Source organism: Cupriavidus sp. GW822-FHT02D05, from assembly GCF_058802485.1.
Window position 1 is genome coordinate 47,946 of record NZ_JBXAOE010000033.1, and the last position, 15,605, is coordinate 63,550.

Consider the following 15,605-nt stretch of genomic DNA (forward strand, 5'->3'; position numbering starts at 1 on the left):
TCGCCAGGGCCGCAATGGATTGTTGACAATCTATTGCGGCAAATCGTCCCGAAACATCCGGTTGCACGAATTTGGTTCGACAATAGGTGGCGTATCAGCCCCATCGTGGTGCGTGTTTGCATGGCATGCGCCTTGCAGACGAACTATCCAGGAAGACGACTAACTGGAGAGAGTTCAATGCCGCTATTCCGTGCCGCCACCCCGTTCGAGGCCACTGCCGCTCACGCCGGCGCCCAGCCCGCCCACACCGCGTCCGGCGCTGCCGCATCCACCGCGCGCCGCCGCTGGCTGCAGCTTGGCATGGCGCTGGGCACCGCCCTGGTGCTGTCGACACAATTTGCCGGCGAGGCGCACGCCCAGACCAAGGTCCGTTTCCAGCTCGACTGGCGCTTCGAAGGCCCGTCGGCGCTGTTCCTGCTGGGCGAGCAGAAGGGCTACTACAAGGCCGAGAAGCTCGACGTGTCGATCGACGCCGGCAACGGATCGGGCAACGTGGTCAACCGCGTGGCCTCCGGCACCTACGACATGGGCTTTGCCGACCTGGCCTCGGTGATGGAGTTCTACGGCAACAACCCGGATGCCAAGAACAAGCCGGTGGCCGTGATGATGGTCTACAACAACACCCCAGCCGCCGTGCTCGCGCTGAAGAAGTCCGGCATCAAGACCCCGCACGACCTGGCCGGCAAGAAGCTCGGCGCACCGGTATTCGACGCCGGCCGCCGCGCCTTCCCGATCTTCGCCAAGGCCAACGGCCTGCAGGCATCGAGCTTCAACTGGCAGGCGATGGACCCGACCCTGCGCGAGACCATGCTCACGCGCGGCGACCTCGACGCCATCACGGGCTTCTCGTTCACCTCCATCCTCAACCTGAATGCGCGTGGCGTGAAGGACGAGGACATCGTGGTGCTGCCGTACCCGCAATACGGCGTGAAGCTGTACGGCAACGCCGTGATCGCCTCGGAGGACTTCCTCAAGAAGAACCCGGAGGCCGTCAAGGCCTTCCTGCGCGCCTTCGCCAAATCGGCCAAGGACGTGATCGCCAAGCCGGAAGAGGGCATCAAGGCGGTCAAGGCGCGTGACGGCATCATCGACGAGAAGCTCGAGACCAAGCGCCTGAAGATGGCGCTGGACAGCGTGGTCAAGTCGCCCGACGCGCGCGCCGAGGGCTTTGGCCGCGTCAACAAGCCGCGCTTGTCGCTGATGGCTTCGCAAGTGGCTGACGCCTTCGGCACCAAGGGCCGCATCAACCCCGACAACCTGTGGACCGATGCCTACCTGCCGTCCGCAGCCGAACTGGATGTGCTGCGATGACGGTGGGCACTACCTTCCTGCGCACGGGGGCCGCACTGCCTCCTGACCTGCCGGGCGAGCCGGCGGCGCAACCCTTCGTCGAGTTCAACCGGGTCTGGCTCGCCTATAACGACGAGCTTGCCCGCCAGGGTGAGTTCGCCATCGAGGACATCTCGCTGCAGGTCGAGCCGGGCGAGTTCATCGCCATCGTCGGACCTTCCGGCTGCGGCAAGTCCACCTTCATGAAGCTGGCGACCGGGCTAAAGCCGGCCACGCGCGGCGTGGTCAAGATCGCCGGCGAGAAGGTCGCCGGCCCGCTCAAGATGGTTGGCATGGCCTTCCAGGCGCCGACGCTGCTGCCCTGGCGCACCACGTTGCAGAACGTCATGCTGCCGCTGGAGATCGTCGAGCCCTACCGCTCCACGCTGCGCCAGAAGCGGGATGAGTACACGGCGCGCGCACGCGAGCTGCTGCGCACCGTGGGCCTGGCCGGCTACGAGGACAAGTACCCGTGGCAGCTCTCCGGCGGCATGCAGCAGCGTGCCTCGATCTGCCGCGCACTGATCCACGAGCCGCGCATGCTGCTGCTCGACGAGCCCTTCGGCGCGCTCGACGCCTTTACCCGCGAGGAGCTGTGGTGCGTGCTGCGCGACCTGTGGCAGGCCCAGCGCTTCAACGTGATCCTGGTCACCCACGACCTGCGCGAGGCCGTGTTCCTGGCCGACACGGTCTACGTGATGAGCCAGCGCCCGGGGCGCATCCTCACGCGCAAGGAGATCGACCTGCCGCGTCCGCGCGACCTCGACCTGACCTATACCGAACCCTTTGCCGACCTCGTGCATTCGCTGCGCGAGAAGATCGGCCACGTACGGCAGCACTGACCATGAGCACTTTTTCTTCCTCGATGAACGCGGCTCAGCAACGCCGCGTGCAGCGCGTGGCGCCATGGCTGTTGCTGGGCACGTTCCTGCTGCTGTGGCAGGGCGCGTGCCTTATGTTCAATGTGTCGGACTTCATCCTTCCCAGCCCCAGCGCGATCGTCACGTCGCTGTTCGAATACTGGGATGTGATTGCCGGCCACGCCTGGCGTACCTTCTGGACCACCATGGTCGGCTTTGGCCTCGCCATCATCGTGGGCGTGGTGCTGGGTTTGCTGATGGGCTCGTCCAAGCTGGCGTACGCCGCCGGGTATCCGCTGATGACGGCGTTCAATGCGTTGCCGAAGGCAGCCTTCGTGCCGATCCTGGTGGTGTGGTTCGGCCTGGGTGCCGGCCCGGCGATCCTGACCGCCTTCCTGATCTCGTTCTTCCCGATCATGGTCAATATCGCCACGGGGCTGGCCACCTTGGAGCCGGAACTGGAGGATGTGCTGCGCGTACTTGGTGCAAAGCGCACCGATGTGTTGCTCAAGGTCGGGCTGCCGCGGTCGATGCCTTACTTCTTTGCTTCGCTCAAGGTGGCGATCACGCTGGCTTTCGTCGGCACTACCGTGTCCGAGATGAGTGCTGCCAATGAAGGCATCGGCTATTTGCTGGTGTCCGCCGGATCGGCGATGAAGATGCCGCTGGCGTTTGCCGGGCTGGTGGTGATTGCTGTGATGGCGATGGTGATGTATGAGTTTTTTGCTGTGGTGGAGAGGCGGATGACGGGGTGGGCGCATCGGGGGTGAAGGGGGGGAGGGGGGGCGGGGGGGATGAAGGGGGGCTTGCGTCTTTGGCTGTTTCTTTGAGCGGTGACGGTTTTTGGGCCCAAGGGCCATACGACATCCCCCTGCGGGGGCTGCCGGTCACTCTTCTTTGCGTCGGCAAAGAAGACTAACGAGAAGAAAGCCGACCCTGCCGGGAGCAGAGCAATAAGGCTGTTCGGCCCCGGTGGTTGCGTCGTACGGCCCGGAGTGTTGGCGGGCATCTGCCGGTACCGGCTTGACCGGCCACGAATCTGCCAGCCTCCGGGATTCGTGGTGCGGCCCCCGATAGCAGACATCACTTGCTTCAAGCCGTCTGTCGCTCGCGCAGTGGCCGGCCACGAAGTTGCAAGCGCACCGGTTCCGTCGTGGGCGCGGTGGCACCGGCTTGATATGCCCAAGGCTCTGACCACCGCGCCCGCCCCACCACGAAACCATTGATGGGCGATGTGTCGTGATGGTCCGCGCCGGTAACGGCAGATGGTCGAACGCTCACCGAGCAAAGCGATCAGGGGCACCACCACGTGACCATTGGGTCATGCGGTTATGATGTCCTTCAAGCCGGTAAGGCAAAGGCCAGCCAACACTCCGGGCCGTACGACGCAACCACCGCCCCACATAAGCCTGATTGCTCTGCGCCCGGCAGGGTCGGCTTTCTTCTCGTTAGTCTTCTTTGCCGACGCAAAGAAGAGTGACCGGCAGCCCCCGCAGGGGGATGTCGTATGGCCCTTGGGTGCAAACGCCATCGCCGTTCAAAGAAAACCAACCACGCTAGGGCGATGTCGTACGGCACCGTGGGTGCAAAAACCATCGCCGCTCAATGAAACAGCAACCAACCCCAATCACGCATAATCCAAAGGCAAAGCCGTCGTGTACTTGATCTGCTCCATAGCAAAACTAGAACTAACATCCGCCAGCTCAGCCCCCTGAATCAGCTTCTTGTAGACCCGGTCATAGGCCGCGATATCCGGCACCACCACGCGCAGCAGGTAATCGGTATCCCCGGCCATCCGATAGAACTCAGTCACCTCGGGGATCGAGGCGACCAGGTCATGAAAGGTCTTGAGCCATTTGACGCTGTGCTGGCTGGTGCGGACCGAGACGAATACCGTCACGCCCACATTCAGCAGCGCAGGGTCCAGCAGCGCCACCCGCTTGCGTATCACGCCGCTTTCCTCGAGCTTCTGCACGCGCCGCCAGCACGGCGTGGAGGTGAGGCCCACCCGCTCGCCCAGCTCGGCCACCGGCACGGTGGCGTCTTCCTGGAGAGCGGCAAGTATCTGGCGGTCGTATCGGTCCATGGCAAATCCTGTTGGCGCGCAGCGTCGTTCGGGTGCCTGGCCGCCCGCAAGACTCAGGCCGCGTCCACCAGCAGGTTCACACCGCTGCAGATGTGTTCCTGGTCCACCCCATAAATATGCAGCGACACGGCCACCGCGTCGCTGTCGTTGCCGAGCGCATGGATATGGCGCAGCCCAGCCGGCACGCTGAAGGTATCGCCCACCGTGCGCGTGATCTCGCCGCACGGATGCGCCTGCCGCGCTTGCGCGTCCCAGCGGTAGTGGCGCTCATGCAGCGTGCCGCGCAGCACCCGGTAGGCGCACCAGGTCTGGTGTCCGTGCACCGGGCTGTGCTGTCCCGGCCGCCAGACGATCAGCATGGCGGAGAAGCGCGCCAGCGGATCGGCGTGCACCAGGTGGCGCACATAGCCCTCAGCCGAGCCTTCGCGCAGCGATTCCGGCAGCAGCGCCAGCAGCGTGGCGGCGTCCGGCAGGCTGGCTTCGATGCCTTGCGCCACCATGCGCGCACTGGCGGCAAAGGCGGACGACATGCCGTCGGACAGCGGGGCAAAGAGATCCGGCTGGCCGTCGGCCGTGTCGAGGGTGCCAAGCACGCCAGCGCTGCGTGCGTGGCTGGCAATATCGGTAACGGCGGCTTGTTGGGTGGCCATGAAGGGCTCCTTGTTGGTTTGCGACCATCATAGCGTCCGTCCCGTAGCAAGCACGTGCGTCTTGTCGTGCAAATCTGGGAGTGAGTGTAATCACATTCTAATAAAAATCAAATAAATAGAATATTGTTCCTGGCGGTGGCGAAACGGCGGGCAGCCGGTGGATAATGCCGCCTCATGGAAATCAAGTGGCTTGAAGACTTCGTCAGCCTGGCCGAGACGCACAGCTTCTCGCGCTCGGCCGAGCAGCGTCATGTGACGCAGCCCGCGTTCTCGCGCCGGATCCAGTCGCTGGAGTCCTGGGTGGGCACGGAGCTGATCGACCGCTCCAGCTATCCCACCAGCCTGACGCCGGCGGGCAAGGTGTTCTACGAACAGGCCCTGGCCATGCTGGCGCAGGTCAGCGAGACCCGCGCGCTGATGCGGGGGCAGCGTTCGGCCAATGCCCAGGTGCTGGAATTCGCGGTGCCGCACACGCTGTCGCTGACGTTCTTCCCCGAATGGCTCAAGGCGGTGGAGCGCGAGATCGGCACGCTGCCGTGCCGGCTGCGTGCACTCAACGTGCATGACGCCGTGCTGGCGCTGGTCGATGGCGGCTGCGATTTAGTGATGGTCTACCACCATGCGCGCCAGGCCATCCAGCTCGATCCCGCGCACTACGACATGATGGTGCTGGGCACCGAGCGGCTGTCGCCATACAGCGTGCCGGACGCCACCGGCAAGCCTCTGTACCGGCTGCCGGGCACGGACAAGAAACCGGTGCCCTTCCTCAGCTATACACCCAATGCCTTCCTTGGCCGCATGGTCGACATGCTGCTGTCTGAGACCACCGACGCGCTCAAGCTCGACAAATGCTACGAGACCGATATGGCCGAGGCGCTCAAGGTGATGGCGCTGTCCGGGCATGGCATGGCCTTTCTGCCGGAGAGCGCGGTGCGCGAGGAACTGCTCCAGCACCGGCTGGTGCGCGCGGAGGCCGCGCGCGGCGCGCCGTTGTCGATCGACATGGAAATCCGGCTTTACCGGGAGAAGCCGGGTGAACACGTCAACGAGCGGCGCAGCGCGCAGGTTCGCAACAAGCGCCAGCTGGTGGAGCGCGTGTGGTCTTCGCTGGCAGCGCAGGCCTTGCCCGCACAGCCGAAACCCTGAAGGCGTGCAGCGGGTGCGCCGGGCACACCGCCACAGAGCAGGTAAGGCTGGCACAGGGCAGCATGGGGCCTTGGTCAAAGGTTATGCAAAGCATGCATAACGGGATAATCAAACGGCATTGGCTTCGGCGGGGCCGCCTCCCCTAAGCTGGCGGCACCTTCACACCGGAACCAAACGATGTCTTCCGCAGCGCCGTCCAATCCTGCCGTCAAGAACCACACCTTGCCTTCGTACCTGAACGCCGATGCGCTCGGGCCCTGGGGCATCTACCTGCAGCAGGTCGATCGTGTCACGCCTTACCTGGGCTCGCTGGCCCGCTGGGTCGAGACCCTGAAGCGCCCCAAGCGCGCGCTGGTGGTGGACGTGCCGATCGAGATGGATAACGGCACCATTGCCCACTTCGAAGGCTATCGCGTGCAGCACAACATGTCGCGCGGCCCGGGCAAGGGCGGCGTGCGCTTCCACCAGGATGTGACCCTGTCGGAAGTGATGGCCCTGTCGGCCTGGATGTCGGTCAAGAACGCCGCGGTCAATGTGCCGTACGGCGGCGCCAAGGGCGGTATCCGCGTCGATCCGCGCACGCTCTCGCGCTCGGAGCTGGAGCGCGTCACGCGCCGCTATACCAGCGAAATCAACTTCATCATCGGGCCCAACAAGGACATCCCGGCGCCCGACGTCAACACCAATGAACAGGTGATGGCATGGATGATGGACACCTACTCGATGAATTCCGGCAGCACCGCCACCGGCGTGGTGACCGGCAAGCCGATCTCGCTGGGCGGCTCGCTGGGTCGCCGCGAGGCAACCGGCCGCGGCGTGTTCGTGGTGGGTTCCGAGGCGGCGCGCAACCTCGGCCTTGAGATCAAGGGCGCACGCATTGCCGTGCAGGGCTTCGGCAATGTCGGCGCCGTGGCCGCCAAGCTGTTCCATGAGGCAGGCGCCAAGGTGGTGGCGGTGCAGGACCACCGCACCGCGCTGTACAACCCGGCTGGCCTGGACGTGCCCGCCATGATGGAATATGCCTCGCACAGCGGCACCATCGAAGGTTTCCAGGGCGAGACCATCTCCGCCGAGCAATTCTGGCAGGTGGATTGCGAAATCCTGATCCCGGCCGCGCTGGAAGGCCAGATCACAGCCCAGAACGCGCCCCACATCAAGGCACGCATGGTCATCGAAGGTGCGAACGGCCCGACCACGCCCGAGGCCGACGACATCCTGCGCGAGCGCAATATCCTGGTGGCGCCCGACGTCATCGCCAATGCCGGCGGCGTTACGGTCTCCTATTTCGAATGGGTACAGGACTTTTCCAGCTTCTTCTGGACCGAAGAGGAAATCAACCAGCGCCTGGTACGAATCATGCAAGAGGCATTCCGGGCGATCTGGCAGGTCGCTCAGGACAACAAGGTTACCTTGCGCACGGCCGCTTTCATCGTGGCGTGCACGCGGATTCTTCAGGCGCGCGAAATGCGCGGTCTCTATCCCTGATGCCTGACGCGGCTTGGCGCCGCAGCGTCGCTACCTGGCGATGCTGCGGCGCAACAAGCCTATCCAGGATTGGTAACGCGGCTGCCGGGCTTCCCGGCAGCCGCGTTGTCGTATGCGCTCGCCGCCCAGCGCACGCCAGGGGGCTCCCGGGCTGGCGAGGCGTTGCCGCAAGGCCGGCCCGACGCGTTAGCGCAACGGCTTTACGGCAGTGGAGGCATGCCTCGTTTGCCTTGCAAACCATGCCTTAGATGGCGCTGTTAGGGGAAAAACCCGTTGTCTTGAGTGCTTGCCTGCGCAATACTATTTCGTCGGCGGGTGGTTTTTTGTTAGAGTCCCGCCTTTCTCTTCATGGTCAAGGAGATGTTATGAATGTTGCCAAGTTGGCTTCCCTGATGATTGCTGCTGGCGTGCTGTGCGGTACCGCGCAAGCTGCCGAGCAACTGACGGGCACGCTGCAGAAGATCAAAGACACCGGTGTGATTACGCTTGGCGTTCGTGAGTCGTCGATTCCGTTCAACTACAACCTCGGCGGCGTGCGCCAGGTCGGTTATTCCTACGACATCAATGTCAAGATCGTGGAAGCGATCAAGGACCAGCTGAAGCTGCCGAACCTGCAGGTCAAGGAAATCCCGATCACCTCGCAGAACCGCATCACCCTGCTGCAGAACGGCACCATCGACATCGAGTGCGGCTCGACCACCAACAACCTCGAGCGCCAGAAGCAGGCATCGTTTACCACCAGCATCTTCATCATCGGCACCCGCATCATGGTGAAGAAGGATGGCGGCATCAAGGACTGGGCCGACCTCAAGGGCAAGAACGTGGTGACGACCGCCGGCACCACCTCGGAACGCCTGCTGCGCAAGATGAACGATGACCAGAAGCTGGGCATGAACATCATCAGCACCAAGGACCATGGCCAGTCGTTCCTGACGCTGGAATCGGGCCGCGCCGTTGCCTTCATGATGGACGATGCACTGCTGTATGGCGAACGCGCCAAGGCCAAGAACCCGGCCGACTGGATCGTGGTGGGCAAGCCGCAATCGCGCGAGTCCTATGGCTGCATGATCCGCAAGGACGATGCGCAGTTCAAGAAGCTGTCGGACACCGTGATCACGGGCATGATGAAGGATGGCTCGATCAACACGCTGTACACCAAGTGGTTCCAGCAGCCGGTCCCGCCCAAGGGCCTGAACCTGGACTTCCCGCTGTCGGAAGACATGAAGGCACTGTTCAAGACGCCGAACGACAAGGCGCTCGACTGATACTGGGATTCCGGTTGTGTGAAACGGAAGGCATGTCCTTCCGTTTCTTTTTGAGGACACATCATGAACTACAGCTGGCATTGGGGTGTATTCCTCGAACAAGCGGCCCAGAACGAGACCTACCTGGACTGGATGATTTCCGGCCTGAAGGTCACCATTGCACTCGGGCTCTCGTCGTGGATCATCGCCCTCGTCATCGGCTCCGTACTCGGCGTACTGCGCACGGTGCCCAACAAGTGGCTGTCCGGCCTGGCCGCCACCTACGTAGAGATCTTCCGTAATATCCCGCTGCTGGTGCAGTTGTTTATCTGGTATTTCGTCATGCCCGAGCTGTTGCCCGGTGGCGAGGCGATCAAGCAGATGAACCCGTTCGCGCAGCAGTTCATTGCAGCCATGCTTTGCCTGGGCACGTTTACCGCAGCCCGGGTCTGCGAGCAGGTGCGCTCGGGGATCAACTCACTGCCGCCGGGCCAGCGCAACGCCGGCCTGGCGATGGGTTTCACGCTGGCCCAGACTTACCGTTACGTGCTATTGCCGATGTCGTTCCGCGTCATCGTGCCGCCGCTGACCTCGGAGTTCCTGAACATCTTCAAGAACTCCGCTGTGGCGTCGACCATCGGGCTGCTGGAGCTGGCGGCGCAGGGGCGCCAACTGGTGGACTACACGGCGCGCCCGTATGAGTCCTTCATCGCGGTGACCATCATGTACGCGTTGATCAATATCGTGGTCATGCTGCTCATGCGCTGGGTAGAAGGCCGCACCCGCGTGCCCGGCTTCATCGGCGGCAAGTAAGAGGACACGTCATGGCATATACATTCGATTTCAGCTCGATCAACGCGACCACGCTGGACGTGCTGGGCGAGGGGATGCTGGTCTCGCTCAAGATCACCGTCACTGCGGTGGTGGTCGGCATCGTCTGGGGCACCATCCTGGCGATGATGCGGCTGTCCTCCGTCAAGGCGCTGAACTGGTTCGCGCAGGGCTACGTCACCATCTTCCGGTCGATTCCGCTGGTGATGGTGCTGTTGTGGTTCTTCCTGATCATCCCGCAGCTGCTGCAAAAGGCGTTCAACCTGTCGCAGGCATCCGACCTGCGCATGACCTCGGCGCTGATTGCCTTTGCCTTGTTCGAGGCGGCGTACTATTCCGAGATCATCCGCGCGGGTATCCAGAGCGTGTCGCGCGGGCAGATGTTCGCCGCGCAGGCCATGGGCATGACCTACGGGCAGTCGATGCGTCTGGTGATCCTGCCGCAGGCCTTCCGCAACATGGTGCCGCTGCTGCTCACGCAAGGCATCATCCTGTTCCAGGATACGTCGCTGGTCTACGTGAGTGCGCTGGCGGACTTCTTTGGCCAGGCCTACGGCATCGGCGAGCGTGACGGCCGCATCGTGGAGATGCTGCTGTTCGCCGGGCTGGTGTATTTCATTATCTGTTTCTCCGCATCGCTGCTGGTCAAGCGTTACCAGAAAAAGGTGGCCGTATGATTGAAATCAATAACGTCTCCAAGTGGTATGGCGCCTTCCAGGTGCTGACCGATTGCACCACCAAGGTCGCCAAGGGCGAAGTTGTGGTGGTGTGCGGCCCCTCGGGTTCGGGCAAGTCGACGCTGATCAAGACCGTCAACGCGCTGGAACCCTTCCAGAAGGGCGACATCACGGTGGACGGCACCTCGGTGGGCTCACCCAAGACCAACCTGCCCAAGCTGCGTTCGCGCGTGGGCATGGTGTTCCAGAACTTTGAGCTGTTCCCCCACCTGTCGATCACCGAGAACCTGACCATCGCGCAGATGAAGGTGCTTGGCCGCTCGAAGGAAGAGGCAACGGCGAAGGGCCTGAAGTACCTGGATCGCGTGGGCCTCAAAGCCCAGGCGGCCAAGTTCCCGGGCCAGCTGTCGGGCGGCCAGCAGCAGCGCGTGGCAATTGCCCGCGCGCTGTCGATGGATCCGATCTGCATGTTGTTCGACGAGCCGACCTCCGCGCTGGACCCGGAGATGGTCAACGAAGTGCTGGATGTGATGGTGCAGCTGGCGCAGGAAGGCATGACCATGATGTGCGTGACCCACGAAATGGGTTTCGCGCGCAAGGTCGCCAACCGCGTGATCTTCATGGACCAGGGTAAGATCGTCGAGGACTGCGCCAAGGAAGAGTTCTTCGGCAATATCGAAGCGCGCTCCGAGCGGGCCAGGCAGTTCCTGTCGAAGATCCTGCATCACTGATGCGGGTGGCCGCCTCGCCGCGCTGATGGGTGGCAGGCAGGATGCAAAAAGGGACGCCTCGGCGTCCCTTTTTGCATGGCTTGCCCGCAATGGTTCAGGTGCAGTCGCTGTTGGCCGCGTTCTTGGCCTGGACTTCCGGCGGGATCGGCACGGTCAGCGTCATCACCGAGCGGCCTTCCTCGAACATCATCAGCTCGCCGGGCGCGAAGGCGGTCCAGGTTTCGTTGTCGGTCAGTGGCGCGGTGGCGATCACCGCCACGCGGTCGTCGGGCGTGGTGACCTGGGCGAAGTCGATCGACAGATCGGCATCGATCAGGTGGGCGGTGGAGAAGGGCCACTGGCGCACGATGTAGTACAGGCGCGTGGAGCAGTGGGAGAACAAGGCCTGGCCATTGGACAGCAGGTAGTTGAACACGCCGTGCTGCGTGATCTCGCGCGTGATGTCCGCCAGCGCGTGGCACAGCTCGTTGAGCGGCGGCTGCGAGCCGGGGAAGCGCTTGCGCAGCCCCTGCATCAGCGTGCAGAAGGCGAGTTCACTATCGGTGTCGCCGACCGGCTGGTAGACCCCCGACAGGAAAGGCGAGAAGTCCTTCAGGTCGCCGTTGTGGGCGAAGATCCAGTGCCGCCCCCACAGTTCGCGCATGAAGGGGTGGCAGTTTTCCAGCCGCACCGTGCCCTGGGTCGCCTTGCGGATATGGGAGATGACGTTCTTGGACTTGATCGGGTAGCGCTTGACCAGCTCAGCCACGGGCGAGGTGCCGGCGGACTGGTTGTCGATGAACAGGCGGCAGGCCTTGTCCTCGAAGAACGCTACGCCAAAGCCATCGGCATGGTGATCCGTGACGCCGCCGCGGGCGGCGAAGCCGGTAAAGGAGAACGTCACGTCGGTCGGCGTGGCGCAGTTCATGCCGAGCAGCTGGCACATGGCGGGCACCGGACCGGCAGCAGGCTGCCGGATTGCAATAGAATGTTCCATTATCCGGCCTGCCCGGGTTATCTGCCAAGCGCAGCGCGTTTTTCCCCGATTTCAATACCATTCAGCGGGCCCTCGAGACATGAGCAAATACAAGATCGCAGTCATTCCCGGCGATGGCATCGGCACTGAAGTGATGCCTGAGGGCCTGCGCGTAATGGACGCCGCCGCGCGCCGGTTCGGCATCGACATGCAGTTCGATCACTTCGACTTCTCCAGCTGCGACTACTATGCCCGCCACGGCAAGATGCTGCCGGACGACTGGTTCGACACCCTGGTCAAGTACGACGCCATCTACTTCGGCGCGGTGGGCTGGCCGGACGCCGTGCCCGACCATGTCTCGCTGTGGGGCTCGCTGCTGCAGTTCCGGCGCTCCTTTGACCAATACGTCAACCTGCGCCCGGTGCGGCTGATGCCCGGTATCCGCAGCCCGCTGGTGGACCGCGACGGCAATGCGCGCAAGCCGGGCGACATCGATTTCTACGTAGTGCGCGAGAACACCGAGGGCGAGTACTCCAGCATCGGCGGGCGCATGTTCCCCGGCACCGAGCGCGAGGTGGTGATCCAGGAAACGGTGATGACGCGCACGGGCGTGGACCGCATCCTCAAGTTCGCCTTCGAGCTGGCGCAAAAGCGTCCGGCCAGGCATCTGACCTCGGCTACCAAGTCCAACGGCATCTCCATCACCATGCCGTACTGGGACGAGCGGGTGGAGGCCATGGCTACCCACTACCCCGGCGTGAAGGTTGACAAGTACCACATCGACATCCTCACCGCGCACTTCGTCCAGCATCCGGACTGGTTCGACGTGGTGGTCGCCAGCAACCTGTTCGGCGACATCCTGTCCGACCTGGGGCCGGCCTGTACCGGCACCATCGGCATCGCGCCCTCGGGCAATATCAACCCCGACCGCACCTTCCCCAGCCTGTTCGAGCCGGTGCATGGCTCTGCGCCGGACATCGCAGGGCGCGGTGTGGCCAACCCGATCGGCCAGATCTGGTGTGGCGCCATGATGCTGGAGCATCTGGGCCAGCCGGAAGCCGGCGCGGCCGTGCTGGGCGCCATCGAGAAGGTGCTGTCGGCCGGGCCGGAGCATGCCCCGCTGACCCGCGACATTGGCGGCAAGGCTGGCACGGCCGACCTGGGCCAGGCCATCGCGCAAGCGCTGTGAGCACGACCGCCCAACCTTTGCCGGTCGCCGCGGCCGACGCGCGTGCCCTGCTGCTCGATAGCTTCCATGCCGCGGTGGCGGCAGCGGATCCGCTGCGCATCGTGGCGGACCACCTGCCGTCGCCCCAGGCTGGCGGGCGTACCCTGGTGGTAGGCGCCGGCAAGGCTGCGGCCTCGATGGCGCTGGCCGTGGAGCGGGCATATGCCAGCCAGAACAGCGCGGTGCAGCTCGACGGGCTGGTGGTGACGCGCTACGCCCACGGCCTGCCGACCGAACACGTGCGCGTGATAGAGGCCGGCCACCCGGTGCCGGACGAGGCCGGCGAGCGCGCCGCGGCCGAGATCCTGGCGCGGGCGGGCGAGCTCGGGCCGGATGACAGGCTGATCGTGCTGGTGTCCGGCGGCGGCTCCAGCCTGCTGTCGCTGCCGGCCGAGGGCATCGGCATGGCGGACCTCAAGGCCACCACGCAGGAGCTGCTGCGCTGCGGCGCTCCCATCACGGACATGAATATCGTGCGCAAGCACCTGTCGCGCATCCAGGGTGGGCACCTCGCCCAGGCTTGCCGCGCGCCGGTGACCACGCTGATCGTGTCGGACGTGGCCGGGGATGACCCCAGCGCCATCGCCTCCGGCCCCACCGTGCCCGACGCCAGTACCTACGCCGATGCCCTGGCGGTCCTGCGCCGCTACGGTGCGGTGGTCCCGCCCGTGGTGCAGGCTTACCTGGAGCGCGGTGCGCGCGGCGAAGTGGCGGAAACGCCCAAGCCTGGCGATCCGCTGTTCGCGCGGGTTGAGAATCGTGTGATTGCTACCGCCCACGGCAGCCTGATGGCGGCAGCGGATCACTTCCGCGCGCGCGGCATCCAGCCGGTGGTGCTGGGCGACACGGTGACTGGCGAGGCGCAGGAAGTTGCCCGGGTCTACGCGGCGCTGGTGCGCGAGATACGCGCGTACAATGCGCCATTCGCGGTGCCCGTGGTGCTGATTTCCGGTGGTGAGTGCACCGTCACGTTGCCGCAGGGCGGTGGCGGGGCGGCTGGAAAGCCCCGTGGCGGCCGGTGCTCGGAATTCCTGCTGTCGCTCGCCCTGGAGCTGGATGGCGTTGATAATGTGTACGCCATCGCGGCGGACACCGACGGCATCGACGGCTCCGAGGATAATGCCGGCGCGTTGCTGGACCCGTCCACGCTCGCGCGTGCGCAGGCTGCCGGTGCACCGGCGCGCGCCCGGCTCGATGCGCATGATGCCTGGGGTTTCTTCGAAGCCGCCGGCGACCTCGTGGTGACGGGCCCCACGCGGACCAATGTGAATGACTACCGCGCCATCCTGATTCTGTAATCCCTGATAAGCGCCAGCCGCGACTGCCGGCCGGCCCCCGAAAGCCATGACCCAGACTCTCACCATTACCCGCCCGGACGACTGGCACCTGCACCTGCGCGACGGTACGGCCCTCGCCGCCGTCCTGCCGGATACCGCCCGCCAGTTCGCCCGCGCCATCATCATGCCCAACCTGAAGCCGCCCGTGACCACGGTTGCGCAGGCCGCGGCCTACCGCGACCGCATCCTGGCCGCGCTGCCGGCGGGCATGGCGTTCGAGCCGCTGATGACGCTGTACCTGACCGACAAGACTACCGCCGAGGAGATCGTCGCTGCCAAGGCCAGCGGCTTCGTGCACGGGGTGAAGCTGTATCCGGCCGGTGCCACCACCAACAGCGATGCCGGCGTGACCGACCTGCGTCACTGCGCGGCAGCGCTGGAAGCCATGCAGCGCGTGGGCCTGCCGCTGCTGGTGCACGGCGAAGTGACCGATCCGGCGATCGACATCTTCGACCGCGAAGCCGTCTTCATCGACAAGGTCATGACGCCGCTGCGCCGCGATTTCCCGGCGCTCAAGGTGGTGTTCGAGCACATCACCACCAAGGATGCGGCCGAGTACGTGCGCGACGCGGAAGGCCCCGTCGCCGCCACCATCACTGCGCATCACCTGCTGTACAACCGCAACGCCATCTTCACCGGCGGCATCCGCCCGCACTATTACTGCCTGCCGGTGCTCAAACGCGAGACCCACCGCGAAGCCCTGGTGGCCGCGGCCGTGTCCGGCAGCGAGCGCTTCTTCCTCGGCACAGACAGCGCGCCGCACGCGCGCGGGCTGAAGGAACATGCCTGCGGCTGCGCCGGCTGCTATACCGGGCTGCACGCCATGGAGCTCTACGCCGAGGCCTTCGAAGCCGCCGGTGCCCTGGACAAGCTGGAAGCCTTCGCCAGCTTCAACGGCCCGGCGTTCTACAGCCTGCCGCGAAATAGCGGCACGCTCACCCTGGTCCGCGAGGCGTGGGAACTGCCGGCCGAACTGCCCTATGGCGACACCACGCTGGTGCCGCTGCGCGGCGGCGAGACGCTGCATTGGAAGGCCCGCTAAGCCG

The 15,605-nt window shown here is 64.6% G+C and carries 15 protein-coding genes; 12 read left to right on the forward strand and 3 right to left on the reverse strand.

The annotated features are described in order from the left end of the window. The first annotated feature begins 177 nt into the window (after positions 1 to 177). Genes AC1RQK_RS32810 through AC1RQK_RS32820 form a run of 3 tightly spaced genes read left to right on the forward strand, consistent with a single transcriptional unit; the run spans position 178 to position 2,959 of the window. Positions 178 to 1,311, forward strand: a complete 1,134-nt coding sequence (locus AC1RQK_RS32810; protein WP_492813560.1) for an ABC transporter substrate-binding protein — start codon at positions 178 to 180, stop codon at positions 1,309 to 1,311. Beyond that, positions 1,308 to 2,171: an ABC transporter ATP-binding protein gene (locus tag AC1RQK_RS32815; RefSeq protein ID WP_492813562.1), complete on the forward strand. Its 864-nt coding sequence runs from the start codon at positions 1,308 to 1,310 to the stop codon at positions 2,169 to 2,171. The genes AC1RQK_RS32810 and AC1RQK_RS32815 overlap by 4 nt, the downstream gene beginning before the upstream one ends. A 2-nt stretch (positions 2,172 to 2,173) precedes the next feature. Continuing rightward, positions 2,174 to 2,959: an ABC transporter permease gene (locus AC1RQK_RS32820; RefSeq protein WP_492813564.1), complete on the forward strand. Its 786-nt coding sequence runs from the start codon at positions 2,174 to 2,176 to the stop codon at positions 2,957 to 2,959. Positions 2,960 to 3,816: 857 nt separating this feature from the next. Here the strand turns inward: AC1RQK_RS32820 and AC1RQK_RS32825 are convergent. Both AC1RQK_RS32825 and AC1RQK_RS32830 read right to left on the reverse strand, forming a co-directional pair. After that, positions 3,817 to 4,275 (reverse strand): Lrp/AsnC family transcriptional regulator, encoded by a 459-nt coding sequence (locus AC1RQK_RS32825; protein WP_043343633.1) that lies wholly within the window; start codon positions 4,273 to 4,275, stop codon positions 3,817 to 3,819. A 53-nt stretch (positions 4,276 to 4,328) separates the two neighbouring features. Then, the gene (locus tag AC1RQK_RS32830; protein WP_492813566.1) at positions 4,329 to 4,925 is read right to left on the reverse strand and encodes a cysteine dioxygenase family protein; all 597 of its coding nucleotides are present in this window, start codon (positions 4,923 to 4,925) and stop codon (positions 4,329 to 4,331) included. Positions 4,926 to 5,099: 174 nt separating this feature from the next. Here AC1RQK_RS32830 and AC1RQK_RS32835 point away from each other — a divergent pair, with 174 nt between their 5' ends. The 6 genes from AC1RQK_RS32835 to AC1RQK_RS32860 all read left to right on the forward strand — a co-directional run bounded on the left by AC1RQK_RS32835 (position 5,100) and on the right by AC1RQK_RS32860 (position 11,039). Then, positions 5,100 to 6,071 carry a LysR family transcriptional regulator gene (locus AC1RQK_RS32835; protein WP_492375711.1) on the forward strand — a complete coding sequence of 324 codons (972 nt, stop codon included), beginning with the start codon at positions 5,100 to 5,102 and terminating at the stop codon, positions 6,069 to 6,071. Between the two features lie 177 nt (positions 6,072 to 6,248). Then, positions 6,249 to 7,556, forward strand: coding sequence for a Glu/Leu/Phe/Val family dehydrogenase (locus AC1RQK_RS32840; RefSeq protein WP_043343639.1), 1,308 nt, complete (start codon positions 6,249 to 6,251; stop codon positions 7,554 to 7,556). A 365-nt stretch (positions 7,557 to 7,921) separates the two neighbouring features. Next, positions 7,922 to 8,821, forward strand: coding sequence for a glutamate/aspartate ABC transporter substrate-binding protein (locus tag AC1RQK_RS32845; RefSeq protein ID WP_150987958.1), 900 nt, complete (start codon positions 7,922 to 7,924; stop codon positions 8,819 to 8,821). Between the two features lie 63 nt (positions 8,822 to 8,884). Next, positions 8,885 to 9,613: an amino acid ABC transporter permease gene (locus AC1RQK_RS32850; RefSeq protein WP_441640555.1), complete on the forward strand. Its 729-nt coding sequence runs from the start codon at positions 8,885 to 8,887 to the stop codon at positions 9,611 to 9,613. Positions 9,614 to 9,624: 11 nt separating this feature from the next. Beyond that, positions 9,625 to 10,308: a glutamate/aspartate ABC transporter permease GltK gene (gltK, locus tag AC1RQK_RS32855; RefSeq protein ID WP_492375710.1), complete on the forward strand. Its 684-nt coding sequence runs from the start codon at positions 9,625 to 9,627 to the stop codon at positions 10,306 to 10,308. Then, entirely contained in the window at positions 10,305 to 11,039 is a 735-nt protein-coding gene (locus AC1RQK_RS32860; protein WP_150987966.1) for an amino acid ABC transporter ATP-binding protein, read from the forward strand. Before gltK ends, AC1RQK_RS32860 begins: the two co-directional genes overlap by 4 nt. Before the next feature lie 94 nt (positions 11,040 to 11,133). Here the strand turns inward: AC1RQK_RS32860 and AC1RQK_RS32865 are convergent, their stop codons facing one another. Further along, positions 11,134 to 11,964: a class II glutamine amidotransferase gene (locus tag AC1RQK_RS32865; RefSeq protein ID WP_492375709.1), complete on the reverse strand. Its 831-nt coding sequence runs from the start codon at positions 11,962 to 11,964 to the stop codon at positions 11,134 to 11,136. A 130-nt stretch (positions 11,965 to 12,094) separates the two neighbouring features. Between AC1RQK_RS32865 and AC1RQK_RS32870 the strand changes: the two genes are divergently transcribed. The 3 genes from AC1RQK_RS32870 to pyrC are packed head-to-tail and all read left to right on the forward strand — an operon-like array spanning position 12,095 to position 15,601. After that, positions 12,095 to 13,183, forward strand: coding sequence for a tartrate dehydrogenase (locus AC1RQK_RS32870; RefSeq protein WP_492375708.1), 1,089 nt, complete (start codon positions 12,095 to 12,097; stop codon positions 13,181 to 13,183). Further along, the gene (locus AC1RQK_RS32875; protein WP_492375707.1) at positions 13,180 to 14,520 is read left to right on the forward strand and encodes a glycerate kinase type-2 family protein; all 1,341 of its coding nucleotides are present in this window, start codon (positions 13,180 to 13,182) and stop codon (positions 14,518 to 14,520) included. Before AC1RQK_RS32870 ends, AC1RQK_RS32875 begins: the two co-directional genes overlap by 4 nt. 46 nt (positions 14,521 to 14,566) lie before the next feature. Then, the gene (gene pyrC / locus AC1RQK_RS32880; protein WP_492813567.1) at positions 14,567 to 15,601 is read left to right on the forward strand and encodes a dihydroorotase; all 1,035 of its coding nucleotides are present in this window, start codon (positions 14,567 to 14,569) and stop codon (positions 15,599 to 15,601) included. The last annotated feature ends 4 nt before the right edge of the window (positions 15,602 to 15,605 follow it).